The organism is Streptomyces hygroscopicus, from assembly GCF_026168105.1.
GTDB lineage: Bacteria > Actinomycetota > Actinomycetes > Streptomycetales > Streptomycetaceae > Streptomyces > Streptomyces hygroscopicus_D.
Genome location: NZ_LBMW01000018.1, coordinates 41,389 through 55,982, shown reverse-complemented (window position 1 = coordinate 55,982; position 14,594 = coordinate 41,389). Strand labels below are relative to the sequence as shown.

The 14,594-nt window shown below is 72.1% G+C and carries 14 protein-coding genes; 3 read left to right on the top strand and 11 right to left on the bottom strand.

The window, feature by feature from the left end; all coding sequences use genetic code 11:
- Positions 1 to 26: 26 nt before the first annotated feature.
- The 3 genes from AAW14_RS18855 to AAW14_RS18845 all read right to left on the bottom strand — a co-directional run bounded on the left by AAW14_RS18855 (position 27) and on the right by AAW14_RS18845 (position 1,999).
- Positions 27 to 872: an SDR family oxidoreductase gene (locus AAW14_RS18855; protein ID WP_265565038.1), complete on the bottom strand. Its 846-nt coding sequence runs from the start codon at positions 870 to 872 to the stop codon at positions 27 to 29.
- A 77-nt stretch (positions 873 to 949) separates the two neighbouring features.
- Positions 950 to 1,465, bottom strand: coding sequence for an immunity 21 family protein (locus AAW14_RS18850; RefSeq protein ID WP_265565037.1), 516 nt, complete (start codon positions 1,463 to 1,465; stop codon positions 950 to 952).
- Positions 1,466 to 1,513: 48 nt separating this feature from the next.
- Complete coding sequence (locus AAW14_RS18845) at positions 1,514 to 1,999, bottom strand: rhodanese-like domain-containing protein (protein WP_265565036.1); 486 nt, start codon at positions 1,997 to 1,999, stop codon at positions 1,514 to 1,516.
- A 129-nt stretch (positions 2,000 to 2,128) separates the two neighbouring features.
- Here AAW14_RS18845 and AAW14_RS18840 point away from each other — a divergent pair, with 129 nt between their 5' ends.
- A complete protein-coding gene (locus tag AAW14_RS18840) occupies positions 2,129 to 2,575 on the top strand; it encodes an Lrp/AsnC family transcriptional regulator (RefSeq protein ID WP_265565035.1) in 447 nt (148 codons plus the stop codon).
- Between the two features lie 7 nt (positions 2,576 to 2,582).
- Here AAW14_RS18840 and AAW14_RS18835 read toward each other — a convergent pair whose 3' ends face one another.
- The 5 genes from AAW14_RS18835 to AAW14_RS39760 all read right to left on the bottom strand — a co-directional run bounded on the left by AAW14_RS18835 (position 2,583) and on the right by AAW14_RS39760 (position 9,990).
- Complete coding sequence (locus AAW14_RS18835; protein WP_265565034.1) at positions 2,583 to 5,576, bottom strand: AAA family ATPase; 2,994 nt, start codon at positions 5,574 to 5,576, stop codon at positions 2,583 to 2,585.
- Positions 5,577 to 5,628: 52 nt separating this feature from the next.
- Positions 5,629 to 6,792, bottom strand: coding sequence for an exonuclease SbcCD subunit D (locus tag AAW14_RS18830; protein WP_265565033.1), 1,164 nt, complete (start codon positions 6,790 to 6,792; stop codon positions 5,629 to 5,631).
- Between the two features lie 959 nt (positions 6,793 to 7,751).
- Entirely contained in the window at positions 7,752 to 8,342 is a 591-nt protein-coding gene (locus AAW14_RS18825) for a hypothetical protein (protein WP_265565032.1), read from the bottom strand.
- A gap of 16 nt (positions 8,343 to 8,358) precedes the next feature.
- On the bottom strand, positions 8,359 to 9,654 hold the full coding sequence (locus AAW14_RS18820; RefSeq protein WP_265565031.1) for a WXG100 family type VII secretion target: 1,296 nt from the start codon (positions 9,652 to 9,654) through the stop codon (positions 8,359 to 8,361).
- 21 nt (positions 9,655 to 9,675) lie between these two features.
- Complete coding sequence (locus AAW14_RS39760) at positions 9,676 to 9,990, bottom strand: DUF6317 family protein (RefSeq protein ID WP_416223332.1); 315 nt, start codon at positions 9,988 to 9,990, stop codon at positions 9,676 to 9,678.
- Here AAW14_RS39760 and AAW14_RS18815 point away from each other — a divergent pair.
- A complete protein-coding gene (locus AAW14_RS18815; RefSeq protein WP_265565030.1) occupies positions 9,886 to 10,191 on the top strand; it encodes a hypothetical protein in 306 nt (101 codons plus the stop codon). The genes AAW14_RS39760 and AAW14_RS18815 overlap by 105 nt on opposite strands.
- A gap of 173 nt (positions 10,192 to 10,364) precedes the next feature.
- Here the strand turns inward: AAW14_RS18815 and AAW14_RS18810 are convergent, their stop codons facing one another.
- Positions 10,365 to 10,991 (bottom strand): YigZ family protein, encoded by a 627-nt coding sequence (locus tag AAW14_RS18810; RefSeq protein WP_265565029.1) that lies wholly within the window; start codon positions 10,989 to 10,991, stop codon positions 10,365 to 10,367.
- Positions 10,992 to 11,242: 251 nt separating this feature from the next.
- Here AAW14_RS18810 and AAW14_RS18805 point away from each other — a divergent pair, with 251 nt between their 5' ends.
- Complete coding sequence (locus AAW14_RS18805) at positions 11,243 to 13,234, top strand: amino acid transporter (RefSeq protein ID WP_265565028.1); 1,992 nt, start codon at positions 11,243 to 11,245, stop codon at positions 13,232 to 13,234.
- Positions 13,235 to 13,237: 3 nt separating this feature from the next.
- On the opposite strand, the gene AAW14_RS18800 is transcribed toward AAW14_RS18805, so the two are convergent.
- A complete protein-coding gene (locus AAW14_RS18800; RefSeq protein WP_265565027.1) occupies positions 13,238 to 13,780 on the bottom strand; it encodes a SixA phosphatase family protein in 543 nt (180 codons plus the stop codon).
- The gene (locus AAW14_RS18795) at positions 13,777 to 14,460 is read right to left on the bottom strand and encodes a hypothetical protein (RefSeq protein ID WP_265565026.1); all 684 of its coding nucleotides are present in this window, start codon (positions 14,458 to 14,460) and stop codon (positions 13,777 to 13,779) included. Before AAW14_RS18795 ends, AAW14_RS18800 begins: the two co-directional genes overlap by 4 nt.
- Positions 14,461 to 14,594: the final 134 nt, after the last annotated feature.

The following is a 14,594-nucleotide window of genomic DNA, read 5'->3' as shown; positions in this document are numbered from 1 at the left end:
GGCCATCCGGCCCCGGGCCCGGGCGCTCAGCGTCTGAAGCCGCCCTCCGAGTCGACGACCTGCCCGGTGATCCAGGCCGCCTCGTCCGTGGCGAGCCAGGCGATCAGACGGGCGGGGTCGTCGGGCATGCCCCAGCGCCCGGCCGGGAATCCCGCGGCGACGGCCTGATAGGCGTCACCGGTCAGATAGCCGGTGTCCACGGGGCCGGGGTTGACCGTGTTGACGGTGACGCCGTGCTGCGCAAGGGCCGTCGCGAGCGAGCGCGTGATCGACGCGAGGGCGCCCTTCTGCAGCGCGTACGCGATCTCGTGCGGCATGCCGTCCGCGATGTCCTGCCCGGAGGTCATCATCACCACGCGCCCGCCCGGGCAGCCCGGCGGCAGCGCGGCGCGCAGCCGGGCGTACGCCTGGACCAGCAGGAGCACCGAACGTGTGTCCACGGCCCAGTGCGCGTCCAGCATGGCGGCGTCGACGGTGTCGAGGGTGCCGTCGTCGCCGCTGAGCGCGTGATTGGCGACGAGGATGTCGATCCGTCCGCCCAGCGCCTCGGCGGCCCGCGCGATCAGTTCGGCCGGGGCCGCCGGGTCGGACAGGTCCGCCGGTCCGTCCACCACCGGCGCCGCGGGGTCGCCGAGCGCAGCGCGGACTCCGGCGACCAACTCCTCGGGACGGTCGGCGCCCCAGGGCATGTCCGCGTCGTGCGGCACATGGTGGTGCAGATACACGCCGGCGCCGTACGCGGCCAGCCGCCGGGCCACCGCGTATCCGATGCCCGCGCGTCGGCTCGCCCCGGTGACGAGGGCGGTCCTGCCGCGCAGGGGCAGCGGATCACGGCGGAGGTCTTCGGGTGCGGGGTGCGGGAGTCCTGGCATGGGCGCCATGATGCGCACGGCGGACGAGCAACCGCACACTCATCGACCGCGCCGATGCCCGACCGCCACCGCGGCCGTCAGTCCTCGGTCCTGCGCACGTGTACGAGCCCCAACCACACCTCCGGGCCGGGTTCCACGTACGCCGCGCGCACCGTGTACCGCCCCGGTTCCAGCGCCACGCGCAGACGATCGGTGCGCGCCGACTCGTTTCCGGGCCAGGCGGCGTCGAACAGCACCACCGCGCCCGGCACGTCCCACTGCACCTCCGGCTCCCACTCGGCCGCCTCGAGCGCCGCCGGGATCCGGGCGAGAAGCGCGTCCTCGGAGTCCGCGGCGCACCATCGTACGAATATGCCGTGCTCCGGCAGGAAGGCGGTGGAGGCGGGCTCGTCACCGAGGACCAGGGCGCGGGTGTCGCCGACCGGCAGCAGACCGATGAGCCCGTCGACCTCGCACGCCCGGTCGTAGTCGGAGAACAGGTCGTCGCCGTCGGCTCCCGCCCAGAACGGCAGCACCACCTCCGGTATCGCGATGAGCGGCCCGCCGCCCGACTCCACCCACTCGACCGCACCCGGGTTCGCGTATCTGACCATGCCCAGAAACTACACGCACCGGGCCGCGACGGAGGCATCGCTTCCGGTTCATCGGCAGCCGCAGTCCGCGGCCTCCACCGGCGCCGTCAGGGGGTCGGCGGCGCGGCGTTCACGTCCCTCCCACGTCTCGTACTCGAACCCCTCACGTGCCCAGTATTCGAAGCCACCGAGCATCTCCTTGACCTGGAAGCCGAGTTCGGCGAGGGCGAGGGCCGCGCGGGTCGCGCCGTTGCAACCGGGGCCCCAGCAGTAGGTGACCACCGGCACGGACCTGTCGAGGAGTTGCCCGGCCAGCTCGGGGATGAGAGCGGTGGGCAGATGGACAGCGCCCGGGATGTGGCCCTGGTCCCAGGACTCGGTGGAACGCGAGTCGAGGACGACGAATCCGGGGTCTTCGCCCGCCGCGAGCGCGGCGGCGACGTCGGAGACATCGGTGTGAAAGGCAAGGCACGCCCGGAAGTGGGTGGCGGCGGTGGCCGGGGCGACCGGGGCCACACTCAGGACGGGGTTCACGGCACTCGGGCTGGCGGTCATGGTCTTGCCTTCCTGGCTTCCCGGCGGATGTCTCCGACCAGGAATCTACGGTCGCTGATCACCTTCCTGAAGGAGCGATCACCGGCCCACCCCTTGATCCGACGGGGATTTCCCTGCTATTCCTCGGCAATGACCGCGTATTCCCCGGACGCCACCGACTGGCGCATCCTCGACGTCCTCCAGCGCGAGGGCCGTGCCAGCTATGCCGAACTGGCCCGTGCGGTCTCCATGTCCGCGAGCGCCGTCACCGAGCGGGTGCGGCGACTGGAGGAGGCCGGCGTCATCCAGGGGTATGCGGCGGTGGTCGACCCGGACCGCCTGGGCCTGCCGATCCTGGCGTTCGTCCGGCTGCGTTACCCGAACGGCAACTACAAGCCGTTCCACGACCTCGTCGCCGCCACGCCCGAGGTCCTGGAGGCGCACCACGTCACCGGCGACGACTGCTTCGTCATCAAGGTCGCGGCGCGCTCGATGCGTCATCTGGAGGAGGTGTCGGGCAAGATCGGTGCGCTGGGTTCGGTGACGACGAGCGTCGTGTACTCCTCGCCTCTTCCCCGCCGCCCCCTGGGACGCTGAGCCGCGCTCAGCCCACTCCTCGCTGCCTGAGGACCGATCCGGTCCTGCCCTTCATGACCTCCAACTGTGCATGGATACGCCTGCGCAGGTCGGCGACGTGGCTGACGATGCCCACGCTGCGGTCCCGCTCCCGCAGGGAGTCGAGCACGTCGAGGACCTCGTCGAGGGTCTGGTCGTCGAGGCTGCCGAATCCCTCGTCGATGAAGAGGGTGTCGAGGCGGACCCCGCCGGCCTCGTCGGTGACGACGTCCGCGAGGCCGAGCGCGAGCGCGAGGGAGGCGAAGAACGTCTCCCCGCCGGAGAGGGTCGCCGTGTCGCGCTCCCGCCCGGTCCAGGCGTCGACGACATGGAGTCCGAGGCCGCTGCGGCCACGGCCCGAGCGGTCGTCGGAGTGGACCAGGGTGTAGCGGCCCGAGGACATGCGGCGCAGCCGTACGGTCGCGGCGGCCGCCACCTGTTCCAGACGGGCTGCCAGCACATACGACTCCAGGCGCATCTTGCGTTCGTTGTCGGCGGAGGTGCCGGCCGCGAGGGATGCCATCCGGGCCACCCGGTCGTACTCCTCGCGCAGGGGCGCAAGGTCTCGCACGGAGACGGTGGCGTGCGCGGAGAGCCGGTCGAGTTCGGCGCAGCGGCGGGCCGCCGCGTCCTGGACGGAGACCGCCTCCTGGAGTCGGCGGGTCGCGACCTCGGCGGCACGTTCGGCTCCCTGGAGGTCGGCGGGCGGCTGCTGCGCGGCGGCGGCCGTGTCGGCCTCGGCGAGCACCGCCCGCACGGTTGCCTCCTCCTGCTGCCAGGCGTCCAGCCGTCGTTGCAGCTCGCGGTGGGCCGCGTCGTCGAGGAGGGCGTCGGCCGCCATCTGCGGTGTGTCGAACCCCGCACGGTAGGCGGCGTCGGCGAGGCGCGCGTCGGCGTCCTTGAGCCGCTGTGCCGCGTCCTCGGCGGCGCGCACGGCGTCGGCGGCCTCGGCGAGCAGGGCGGCTCGGCGCTCCAGTTGGGCCGAGCGCTCGGAGACGCTGGCGGCATCGCCCCGGGCACGCCGCAACTCCTCCTCCAGCACGGCCCGTTCGTGGTCCAGTGCCTCACGGCGGGAGACGCGGGCCGCTCCCCTGAGGGCGGCTTCCTGACGGGCCGCCGCACGCCGTTCCCGCTCACGCTCGGCCCCGCTCAGCTCCTCCTGTGCGGCGTGCAGTTGTGCGGCGCCCGCCCGCGCGGCACCGTGGAGCCGCTCCAACTCCTCTACAAACGCGGTCAGTTGGTCGGTGGGAGCTTCACCCGCGGCGGCGGTTGCGGCGGCCAGCGTCTCGCGCAGGGCGCCGAGCCGACGAGCGTTCTCCCTGCTCTGCTCGTCCGCGTCCCGGTAGGCGGCGAGCGCCCGCTCCTCCGCCTCCCGGTCCACATGCCCGGCGGCCTTCCGGGCGGGTGCGGGATGCTCGGTGGCGCCGCAGACGGCACAGGGTTCGCCGTCGACGAGTCCGGCGGCGAGTTCTGCGGCGATACCCTTGAGCCGCCGTTCCTTGAGGTCGAGCCACTGCTCGTGCGCCTGTACCGCTCGTTCGCGCGAGGCGAGGACGCGGGCTTCGGCCTCCTCGGTGTCCCGGGTGAGCCGGTCGCGCTCACGGGCCGCCGTCAGCCTCTGCTGCGCGGGTTCGCGCTGCACCGCGAGCTGTTCGGCCCGGGTGGCGGCCTCCTGGGCGGAGTCGATCCGGGCCTGCAGCTCCGCGCGGATCCGCTCCCATTCCGCGAGCCAGTCCTCGGCGTCCTGGCGGACGGCCTCGTCGTCGCGCTCCTCGCGCTCCAGGTCCCTTCGCTCGCCGGTGAGTGCGGCCAGCCGCTGTTCGCCACGGCGGGCCGGCTCCAGGCCGCCGAGCTCCTCGGCGGCCCGCCGCGCGGCGGATGCGAGCCCGGCCGCGCCCGCATTCGCGTCCGCCTCCGGGAGCCTTGCAAGGGCCCGCGTCTCCTCGGCGGCGGCCCTGCGGTGCTCGGCCTCGGCCGCCGCGCGCAGGTCCAGTGCGGGCATCACGGCCTCGGCCTTGCGTCCGCGCTCCATACGCGCCTGAGCCGCCCGATGGGCGTCGGCACGCTGCTCGAGCCGTGCCGCGCGCTCCCTGGCTTCGGCGAACCTGCGCTGGAGGCGCGCGCGTTCGCGTACGCCGTCCAGGGTGCGCTCGGCGTCGGCGCGCGCCGATTCGGCGGCGGTACGCGCGCAGTGTGCGATGGTGAGGCGCTCCCGGGCCGTACTGCGGGCGACGGCGGCCCAGCCCATGACGGCTTCGGCGAGCCCCGGGTCGCCCGGGGCGAGCTCGGGTACGGGCAGGGAGTCCCCCGCCGCCTGCTGCATCCGGTGGGCGTCCGCGAGCAGCGCGGTGTTCCCCGCCCGCACGTGTGCCTCGGCCGCGCGGCGCCGCTCGGCAAGACGCTGCTCGACCTCGGCGAAGCGGTGGGTGTCGAAGAGCCGGCCCAGCAGTTTGCCGCGGGCCTCGGCGTCGGCTCGCAGGAAACGGGCGAAGTCGCCCTGGGGCAACAGTACGACCTGGCAGAACTGCTCGCGGCTCATGCCGAGCAGCTGGGTGATCTCCTCCCCGATCTCCTGGTGGGAACGGCTGAGGTCCTTCCAGGCACCGGCCGCGGTGTCGTACTCGCGCAGCCGGCTCTGCGCCTTGTCGGTCGTCGTACCGGTGCCGCGCTTCTTCGGTCGCTCCCACGGCGGCTGGCGCCCGATCTCCAACCGGCGTCCCGCGACGGTGAGTTCGAGCCGGATCTCGGTGCGGGTGTGCGGCGCGGCGTGGTCGCTGCGCAGGGTCACGCCCTGGCCGCTCTGCCGGGCTCCGGGCACGGCCCCGTACAGCGCGTAGCACACGGCGTCCAGGACGGAGGTCTTGCCTGCGCCGGTGGGTCCGTGCAGCAGGAACAGCCCGGCGGCGGACAGCTCGTCGAAGTCGACCTTCTGGGTGCCGCCGAAGGGGCCGAAGGCGGTGATGTCCAGGCGGTGCAGCCTCACCGGGCCCCCTCCGGCCCTCGTGCGTACGAGGTGTCCGGTGGGTGCGAGGCGGTCACCGGGCGACTTCCCGCACCGACTGGTCGGCGCGCACCGCGTCGAACGCGGCCTGGAGCACCGCCCGTTCGTGTGCGTCGGGTCGCGCTCCGCGTACGTGGGCCACGAAGTCCTCCGCGATCTGCTGGTCGGAGCGGCCCGCGAGCCGCCGCGCATACGACACGCCGGCGTCCTCCGGAGCGCGCTCGGGGTCGAAGACAAGACTGAGTGTGTGCGGGAAGCGGTCGGTCAGCCGTGCCATGGGCTCGGCGGGCCGCGCCGGGTCGGTGAGCGTGGCCTCCACCCAGGCCTGCTCATGGCGCTCCAGCTCCGGATCCGCGAGCAGGTCCTCCAACCGCCCGCGGATCCGGGCGAGGGGCCGCGGCACCGGGCAGTCGACACGCTCCGCCGCGAGAAAGCCCTCGGCGCCGAGATCGACGAGCCACATGCTCTTGCGGTGGGCGGCCTCCGAGAAGGAGTACGGCAGCGGGGAACCGGAGTAGCGCACGCGCTCGGTGACGGTCTGGCTGCCGTGCAGATGGCCCAGGGCCGCGTAGTCCACGCCGTCGAAGACGACGGCGGACACCGCGGCGACCCCACCGACCGTGATGTCCCGCTCGCTGTCGCTGGGCTCGCCACCGGCGACGAAGGCGTGGGCGAGGACGACGGAACGGGTGCCCGGCGCCCGCGTGGCGAGATCCGCGCGAACCCGGTCCATGGCGGCCGCGAGCACCGCCTCGTGGCTCGCCTTCTCGACCCCGAACTCGTCCTTGACCAGGGCCGGTTCGAGATACGGCAGGCCGTAGAAGGCCACGTCGCCGTGGGCGTCGGCCAGCACGACGGGTGTGCCGCAGGCGGCGGGCTCCGTGCGCAGATGGATCCCGGCGCGGCCGATGAGCCCCGCCCCCACGCCCAGGCGGCGCGCCGAGTCGTGGTTCCCGGAGATCATCACCGTGGGCACGCCGAGGGCGGCGAGGCGGTGCAGGGCATCGTCGAACAGTTCGACGGCGGCCAGCGGTGGCACCGCCCGGTCGTACACGTCTCCCGACACGACCACCGCGTCCACGCCGCGCTCGCGCACGGTGGCGACGAGACGGTCGATGAACTCGGCCTGGGCGTCGAGCATGTTCACGCGGTGGAACGCCCGGCCCAGATGCCAGTCGGAAGTGTGCAGCAATCTCATAAAACGGACCTGACCTGCATGTTTCTCTCGGTAACGCCCCAAAAAACCAGCACAAGCCAGCACGGGAATCCCAGGCCGGCACCCATCACGCTAACGCCTGCCGGCACCTGATTCACCACTGACCCCACATCGCGATCATCGCGATCTCACATCAACCAACACGCCGGTGGAGATGGTCCACGACTCCACATACGAGGTTGTCTCCATCCCCTGGACACCACAGGAGCAGAACCAACTCTGCACAACGCCTCTCGATTCGTCGCTGCCACGGCCAAATAGGTAGGCATCCGGGGGATGCCTACCTGTCCGGCGCGGACTGCTCCAATTCGGCCAATCCCCGGAAGGCGGTCTGGCGAAGGGCTGTCCCGTAATCCCCGGTGGATCAGCGCGCGGCGTCAGATGCGGTGCATCGCAAGGCGGAGGGTCGTCCTCATACTGGGCGTATTCGGTCGATCCGACAACGCAGCGAGGTGCCGTGGCTGTCGTCGTGCGCCCGCCGGGGATTACGGGACAGCCCTGAGGCACGGGAAGCGTTGACGGCTGGGACCTGGCTGCGGACATCGGTGAGGACTTGCAACTGGCCGGCGTGGCAATAGCCGTTGACCACATCCGCGATGGCGGGATGACACCGGTAGTGCTCATCGAGCAACAGCGCCGCTTCACCGTGCTGAGCAGTCGCGTGATACGACGAATAGACGTGGTAGGTGAGACCTCGGTCCTCCAGCTGTGCCGCGCTCAGTCCCGACCGAATCCTTGCCTGCCGTGCTCACGAGCGCTGCACGGCCACTGGTTCACCGTGATGACCGGGCGCCGGGGCAGGTCGTCCGCTCCCGGTCGTCGCCCGGCCGGACTACGGCCAAGGGCCGCCGGGTGCGGAGGGTTCGGCGTACGCCGGGCTGTGCGAGCCAGTCAACTGGGCGGCGACGCAGACGGGTTGGGCAACCGGCCCGGGCCCGCGCTCAGCGGCGTCCGTGGCGGCGCTCGGCCCGGTTGCGGGGCGGAAGCGGTCGGGCGGCCTCGACCCGCTCCTCCTGCTCGCGTACCCGGCGCTCGTAGTCCTCGCGGGCGCCGATCTCGGCGGCGGTGCGGCGCGCGAGCGTCGGGGCGGCCCAGGTGCCGATCGCCCAGGCGACGGTGGCGGGCAGGACGGGCGCGAGGAGCAGCAGCGTCCAGCGGCCGCCGGCGGCCGAGGCGGCGTTCCTGCGCTGCCGGGAACGGTGCTCCCGCCATGCCTGCTCGGGGTTGGGGATCTCCACCGGTGCGCGCCGGGTGCGCACGAAACCCGCGACGAGGCTGAGCAGGCAGGCGACCACCGTCACCGCGTACACCGCGGTACGTACGGAGCGGGGCACCCCCACCGCTTCCCAGAACCCCGCGTAGAAGGCGGTCACGACGAGCCCGGCGAACAGCAGCAGGGCGAGCTGGAAGCAGCCATGTGCGATCCGGCGCAGCCAGTACCCGGCGCCCCGGTCGAACCAGGTGGTGCCCAGGCGCGGAATCGCCGCCGGCTCCACCTGCTCCCCGGGGACGCCGTCCGCCGTACTTATCATGTCGTCCCCACCAACATCAGAAGATCTTGTTCCACAGCGCCTTGGACTTGTCGCCGATCCAGTGGCCGGTGCCGGTCACCATACCCTCGCCCGCGTGCCACGCCTGGGCCCCGGAGTGGCCGATGCCGTACAGCGTGCCCACGACCGCGCCGTGGTCGTCCCAGTCCTCGCTCCAGTGCTCGTGGAACAGCTTGTCGGCGAAAGTTCCCACGCCGACGACGACCGCGCCGCCGACCGCGGCCGTGGCGACCACCCCGTCCACCGGGATCGAGGCCGCGAGACCGACACCGGCACCCAGGGCCACCAGGCCGCCGCCCACGTCGACGAGCACCGAGTGGCCCCAGGACCAGCCCTCGTCGTGGTCCTGCTCGGCCTCCAGACCGCCGGCGGTCACCGTGGCCGCGACGTCGATTACCGGGATCTCCTTGAGGAACCGGGGAGCGCCCTCGGCGAGTTCACTGCCGCGCAGGACGTCCGCCATCTTGTAGTTGAGGTACCGGTCGTACGGCATATGGGAGCTGCCGTTCTCCAGCCCGGCCAGCCGCCCTTCCAGGCTGTCGAGTTGGTCGGCGGCGGCCTGCCACTCCCCGCGCAGCTTGAATGCCTTGGGGAGGTTCGCGTCCGCCGTCCGGAACTTGGCCTCCTCGTCCTTCAGCGCGGACAGCGCCTTGTCGTGCTCCTCCTGGGCGTGCTTGATGTCGTCCGCCATGTCCAGGCTGAGCGCCCGGTCGCCCTCCGCCCCAGCGGTCCACAGGCCGCGCAGGTAGTCGGCGACCACGATCTTGTCGCCCTTCTGCATCGGCTCGCTGGGGTCGATCTCGGCGTAGAGCTGGCCGATGTGCTTGGCGGCGAGGAGCCGGGCACGCTGGGCCTGGTGCATCAGCTCCGTGTAGAGGGTGGTGTAGTCGTTGTTGTCCTTTGTTGCCTGCTCCTCCTTCTCGGAGGGCGGGTTGTTCGTCGCGAGGGGGATGGGCTCCCCCTTCGGCCCCATGGACACACCCTTCTTCTGGGCGACATGGGCGGCGTTCTGCAGTGCCGTGTTGGCTGAGGACAGGTTGGTGGCCAGGTCGGTGAGCTCCTTGCCCACCGCGTACACCAGTTCGGCGAAGCCGCCGGCGGTGATCGCGTCCTTGGTCCAGGCGGCCTCGAACTTCTCGGCGGCCTCGCCCTTCCAGCCCGCGTCCTTGACGAGCTTGTCGACTCCCTTGCTGAGCGGTTTGACGATGTCGTCCAGGTGCTCCTTGGCACCGGTGAGGGCGGTGCCCATGGCGGCCAGACCGTCGATGTCGCCGCCCACCCAGGAATCCGTCACAGCTTGTGTCCCCCCGTCTCGCTATCCCATCAGGTCTTCGAAAAGCCCGTGCACGTCGATGTCGCGGTGCGTCAAGTGCTTGACCGCGGCGTCAAGGAGATCCCCGTGCTCCTCGATCCGGCCGGTGGAAAGAGCGCGAATCGCATTCTTTGCCCTGCTGAAGCAGGTACTACAGCCGGAGATCTTGTGACGGTGCCTGCGTGGTGTCGTTGACCGGGCATGATGCTGGGTGTGACGGCTGGGCAGATAGCCGGGTGGGATGCTGAACTGGCCACCTTGACTGGTTCGTTGGGGTACTTGTTCAACCGGCCGGAGCCTCGGGCGGTGTTCGCGCAATTCATTGAGGGGCTGCCGGCGGAGCTGCCGGAGAAGAACGGCTGGACGCTGTCGGAACGTGCCTGGCATGTGACCGCGGACAGGATGCAGTGGCTGCTGAATGGATCGGTGTGGGACGCCGAGCGGCTGCGTGACGCGGTCCGCGACTACGTCATTGTGAAACGCGCCGACGACCTGCTCCACTACGCGAAGAGCACGTGACCAGTGGGAACGCCGCTCCTGCGGCGACGGCGCCAAGGGCGAGCGGCTCTACGACTGGACGGCCTTCGCCCTCAAGGCCAAAGACGAGAACCCGGCCGACGGCCATGCCAACTGGCTGGTGCTGCGCCGGTCCTTGCACCCCGACCGGCGCGGCAAGGACGGCCGTCGGTCCGTCATGCGTCCCCGTACGCCTCTCCGCCCAGTGCGAACCCTGCCGTGCCAGCTGTGACGTCCGCGAGCCATGCCCGGAACGCCTCCACATCGGCGTCGGGCAGCCCGATCTCGATCGTGACGTTCTCGCCGTAGCGCACGTCCCGCACCTCGCGGCCGGTCGCCCGCAGATCGTTCTGCACCTTGCCCGCGCGCTGGTGGTCGACGGTCACCGTGGCGAGCCGGAAGCGGCGGCGGGTGAGCGTGCCGACCGCGTCCAGGGCCTCGCCCACCGCTCCCCCGTACGCCCTGATGAGCCCGCCCGCGCCCAGCTTGACGCCGCCGTAATACCGGGTGACCACGGCGACGACGTACCGCATGTCCCTGCGCAGCAGCATCTGGAGCATGGGCACGCCCGCGGTGCCGCCCGGTTCGCCGTCGTCGCTCGCCTTCTGGACCGCGGCGTCCGCGCCGATGACGTACGCGTAGCAGTTGTGGGTGGCGTCCGCGTGATCCTTGCGGACGCCCGCGATGAAGTCCTGGGCCTCCTGCTCGGTGGCGGCCGGGGCGAGGGCGCACAGGAAGCGGGAGCGGTTGACCTCGGTCTCGTGCACGCCCGCGCGGGCGACTGTGCGGTACTCGTCCTGCATCGGCCCAGCGTATGCGGTGGCCGGGCGCGCGCCGCACGAGGGCCGGGACCTGGCGGCGCGGTGCGCGGACCGGCATCCCGGCTCCCGGCTCGTCGCCCCCGCCAGGGCCCCCTGTGCGTTCGCCCCCGGCGCCGGGGCACACGTCGTCGTAGTGGATACTCGCTCGTCGTCCCGACGTCCGGTGTCGTCCGCAGACCCGGCCACAGCAGCGGCCCGCCGGGCCGCCCGACCGATCACAGGGAGATCGCAACATGACCGGCACCCAGGTGGAGAGCCCGGACGCCGCAGAGCCGGGCCGTTCGCGGCCCTCCGCCGCCCCGGCCCGCTGGCGGGCCTGGCTCCTGGATGGCCTGAGCGAGCGGACGGCCCGGCACCCGGGTCCGCACGCCACCCCGGACGCCGAGCACCAGGGCCACACCTGGTGGCGGGTCATGTGTCTGACCGGTGTGGACTACTTCTCCACCCTCGGCTACCAGCCCGGTATCGCCGCGCTCGCCGCCGGGCTCCTGTCGCCGCTCGCCACGCTCGTGCTGATCGCGCTGACCCTCCTCGGCGCGCTCCCTGTCTACCGCCGGGTGGCCCATGAGAGCCCGCACGGCGAGGGCTCGATCGCCATGCTGGAGCGCCTGCTGCCGTGGTGGGCGGGGAAGGTCTTCGTCCTCGTCCTGCTCGGCTTCGCGGCCACCGACTTCATGATCACGATGACGCTGTCGGCCGCGGACGCAGCCGCCCACGTGGTGGAGAACCCATTCACTCCGCACTGGATGGACGGCGGGAACACCTGGATCACCCTCTTCCTGCTCGCCGCGCTCGGTGCCGTCTTCCTGAAGGGGTTCAGCGAGGCCATCGGTATCGCGGTGACGCTGGTGGCCGCGTACCTGGCCCTCAACGTCGTCGTGCTGGCCGTCTCCGCCTGGGAGGTGCTGAGCCACCCGGTGAGGATCGGCGACTGGACGCACGCGATGACCGCGGAGCACTCCTCACCGCTCGCGATGATCGGTGTGGCGCTCCTGGTCTTCCCGAAGCTGGCGCTCGGCATGTCCGGCTTCGAGACAGGCGTGGCGGTGATGCCACAGGTCAAGGGCGACCCGTCGGACACGTATGCGGACCCGGCCGGACGGGTGCGCGACACGCGCAAGCTGCTCACCACGGCCGCCGTGATCATGAGCTGCCTTCTGCTGCTGTCCAGCCTGGCGACCACGATCCTGATCCCGCAGGACGCCTTCAAGAGCGGCGGCCCGGCCAACGGGCGCGCGCTCGCCTATCTCGCGCACCAGCACCTGGGGGAGGGCTTCGGCACCGTCTACGACATCGCGACGATCGCGATCCTCTGGTTCGCGGGCGCCTCCGCGATGGCAGGCCTGCTCAACCTCGTACCGCGGTATCTGCCGCGCTACGGCATGGCCCCGGAGTGGACCCGCGCCGTACGCCCCCTAGTCCTGGTCTTCATGGCGGCCGCGTTCTTCATCACGCTCTGGTTCGACGCCAACGTCGACGAGCAGAGCGGCGCGTACGCGACCGGCGTCCTCGTGCTGATGCTCTCGGCGGCGTTCGCCTCGACCGTCGCCGTGCACCGGCGCGGCCACCGGGCCGCCGCCGCGGGCTTCGGAACGATCACCGCGGTCCTCGCGTACACCCTCGTCACGAACGTGATCGAGCGCCCGGACGGCATCAAGATCGCACTGATCTTCATCGTCGCGATCCTGGTCACGTCGTTCGCGTCACGTGTGCACCGAGCCTTCGAACTGCGCGCGGCGGCCGTCACGTTCGACGAGGACGCGGCCCGGTTCATCGACGAGGCGGCAGCGAGCGGGCCGTTGCGGCTGATCGCCAATGAGCCCCAGGAGCACAGCACCCGGGAGTACCGCGCCAAGGAGTACAGCCAGCGCGAGCAGACCCATATCCCGGACGGACGGCCGGTGCTGTTCCTGGAGGTGTTCGTCACCGACTCCTCGGACTTCACCGCCGATCTGAGCGTGCACGGCGACGAGAAGCACGGGGTGCGCAGGCTGCGGGTGGCGGGCGCGACCGTGCCCAACACCATCGCGGCGGTCCTGATGGAGCTCCGCGACCGCACCGGCGAGGTGCCGCACGCCTACTTCAACTGGACCGAGGGCGACCCGTTCAGCCATCTGCTGCGTTTCCTGGTGTTCGGGGACGGCGAGGTCGCCCCGGTCACGCGGGAGGTGCTGCGCCGCGCCGAGCCCGACCCGGCGCGCCGCCCCCGGGTCCACGTCGGCTAGCCGCTACTGCGCCGTACCCCGCGGCACGGTCACGTCCGTCAGGAACGCGGTGGCGGGGGCGAGGGCGTCCCAGGTGACGCCGTGCCAGGCGAGGACGGCGATTGCCGAGGTGGGGAACTTGGCGCGGACCCGGTCCAGCGTGTCGTCGAGCCCGTCCCCGGCGAGGGACAGCACCAGCTCCGCGAGCCCCGGATTGTGCCCGATCAGCAGCAACGTCCGTACCACGGAGGGTACTTCGTGCACGGCTTCGAGCAGGTCCGGTACGTCGGCCGCATACAGCCGTGGCTCGAGGCGTACCGGCGGCGGGGTGCCCCACTGGGCCGAGGCCAGCTCCCAGGTCTCGCGGGCGCGTACAGCCGTCGAGCACAGCGCGAGGTCGGGCAGGCAGTCGGCCTCGGCGAGCGCGCGCCCGGCGGCCGGGGCGTCGCGGCGGCCGCGTGGCGCGAGAGGCCGTTCATGGTCGGCGACGCCCGAGGGCCACGCGGACTTGGCGTGCCGCAGCACCACGAGTCGGCGCAGTGGGCCCGCTCCGGAACGGGTGATCATGTCTGGGCCCCGATCTCGCGGGTGAGCTCGAGACCGAGCAGCCGGTCGGCGTAAGCGTACGTTTCGAAGCGCGCGCCGTCCGGCATGTCGTCCGCGCCCTCCACGCGCCGCAGCGCCGCCAGGACGGCGGGCACGTCGAGATCGTCCTCCCAGGCGGCGCGCAGCTCCTGCCGCACCTGTTCAGGGATGGGTTTGGAGGGGTTTGTCGCCCAGGCGGCGACGGCCTTGCGCCAGCGCAGCAGCGTGTCCCGGGCCTCCGTCAGCGCGGCCGTGCCGAGGTCGGCGGGCTCCCGTCGGGGGCGGGCGAGCAGGGCGAGGCGTACGACCGGCGGTGGCGCACCGGAGTCGGCGGGACCGGTCGCCGGGGCGACCTCGAGGTGTACCCCGGCGGGTGCGCTGTCCCGCGCGCCGAGGACGTGCAGGGCCCGTCCGACCCCCGGCGCGTCCGGCTCCGTGGGGCGGATGCCGAGGTCGTCGGCGCGCACCCGGAGCGCGGCGGGCGGGGCGCCGACCGTGACGACGGGCGTGCCGCCGAGTTCCAGGGCCCGGGCCAGTACATCGGCCACCAGCAGCACACGCAGGGCCGACGTGTCGGTCCCGGCCACGTGCGCGTGGACGCGGACCAGGCCCGGACGGATCTCGGTGGGCTCGCCGGTGCGGTCGTCGATGATACGGAGCACGAGGTGAGCGTAGGCGGGCGAACGCCCCGGCGCAGGGAAGCGGGCACCTTTCCGGACAGCGTCTGCGGGACCGGTTCCCCGCGGCCGGTCGCCGGGCCGTGGGGAATCACCGTCTCCCGCCCGCTGTTGCCTGC

Bases quoted from the DNA above. Each gene is read 5' to 3' on its own strand.
- AAW14_RS18855 (WP_265565038.1), bottom strand. From the start codon at position 872: ATGCCAGGACTCCCGCACCCCGCACCCGAAGACCTCCGCCGTGATCCG.
- AAW14_RS18845 (WP_265565036.1), bottom strand. From the start codon at position 1,999: ATGACCGCCAGCCCGAGTGCCGTGAACCCCGTCCTGAGTGTGGCCCCG.
- AAW14_RS18840 (WP_265565035.1), top strand. From the start codon at position 2,129: ATGACCGCGTATTCCCCGGACGCCACCGACTGGCGCATCCTCGACGTC.
- AAW14_RS18805 (WP_265565028.1), top strand. From the start codon at position 11,243: ATGACCGGCACCCAGGTGGAGAGCCCGGACGCCGCAGAGCCGGGCCGT.
- AAW14_RS18825 (WP_265565032.1), bottom strand. From the start codon at position 8,342: ATGATAAGTACGGCGGACGGCGTCCCCGGGGAGCAGGTGGAGCCGGCG.
- AAW14_RS18850 (WP_265565037.1), bottom strand. From the start codon at position 1,465: ATGGTCAGATACGCGAACCCGGGTGCGGTCGAGTGGGTGGAGTCGGGC.
- AAW14_RS18810 (WP_265565029.1), bottom strand. From the start codon at position 10,991: ATGCAGGACGAGTACCGCACAGTCGCCCGCGCGGGCGTGCACGAGACC.
- AAW14_RS18830 (WP_265565033.1), bottom strand. From the start codon at position 6,792: ATGAGATTGCTGCACACTTCCGACTGGCATCTGGGCCGGGCGTTCCAC.
- AAW14_RS18800 (WP_265565027.1), bottom strand. From the start codon at position 13,780: ATGATCACCCGTTCCGGAGCGGGCCCACTGCGCCGACTCGTGGTGCTG.